The sequence below is a fragment of the Paenibacillus sp. AR247 genome, from assembly GCF_002968895.1.
GTDB lineage: Bacteria > Bacillota > Bacilli > Paenibacillales > Paenibacillaceae > Paenibacillus_AQ > Paenibacillus_AQ favisporus.
This window is the reverse complement of record NZ_PCZT01000002.1, coordinates 25278-26056: the sequence shown is the minus strand read 5'-3', so window position 1 is coordinate 26056 and position 779 is coordinate 25278. Positions and strand designations below refer to the sequence as shown.

Sequence of the window (779 nt, the reverse complement as noted above, 5' to 3'; positions counted from 1 at the left end):
TTGTTCTTATAGCCGTCGAAGAAGTGTTCGGCGTCAAAATGACCTCAAGCCCTGCTGCTTTAAAAAGGCGATCGAGTCGTAAATCATGGCCAGGTTCTCATCCAGCGTGGTCTGCAGCGCTGTATGGACATGGAAGTCCCAAGATTTGCCGACTAGCGTGGCGGCCTGTACGCCGGATTCCAGAATGCGCTTTAAGTTTCCGTCCTGCTCAGCTTTGCTGTCTTTACGGCGCGTGCTGCCGAAAGCGGTGATTTTGGCGCTCAGGCCCAGCTGCTGAACCCTTTTAAAAAACTCGATGTCCTTGCTGTTGCTTCCCGGAATGCCACCTTCAATATATTGTACGCCAAGCTCATCGAGCTTCTTGGCAATCTTCAGTTTATCGTCGGCGGACAAGCTGACACCTTCGCCTTGGGTGCCGTCCCGCAGGGTCGTATCGAAGATGGAAATGGACTTAGACATGGGAGTCCTCCTTTGGAAGTCTTGGAATGATCACTACGTCATTTGTATAATTCATAATTATATCATTTTTACGCGGGAATGTAACAAAGAATTCCTCGTGCAAGAAGGTTCCCAGGGTTCTTGACCTCGTTTCTGGCGAGGGGTATGCTGGATTTATGAATTTGGTAAGGGTGAGAAAGATGGACAAGCCAAGCGTTGATGCCTATTATCCGCAGAATGGAAGGGTCATTCTGCATGTCGATATGAACGCGTTTTATTGCTCCGTCCATGAGGCGGAGGAACCGGAGAAATACCGGGGCATGCCAACCGCGGTTGCAGGA

2 pseudogenes are annotated in these 779 nt (G+C 50.1%); one reads left to right on the top strand and one right to left on the bottom strand.

From position 1 onward, the window contains the following. Positions 1–459, bottom strand: a pseudogene (locus CPT76_RS00420) (citramalate synthase); the annotation flags it as partial. Between the two features lie 179 nt (positions 460–638). On the opposite strand from CPT76_RS00420, the pseudogene CPT76_RS38635 reads away from it, so the two are divergent. Then, positions 639–779 (top strand): annotated as a pseudogene (locus tag CPT76_RS38635) (DNA polymerase IV); the annotation flags it as partial.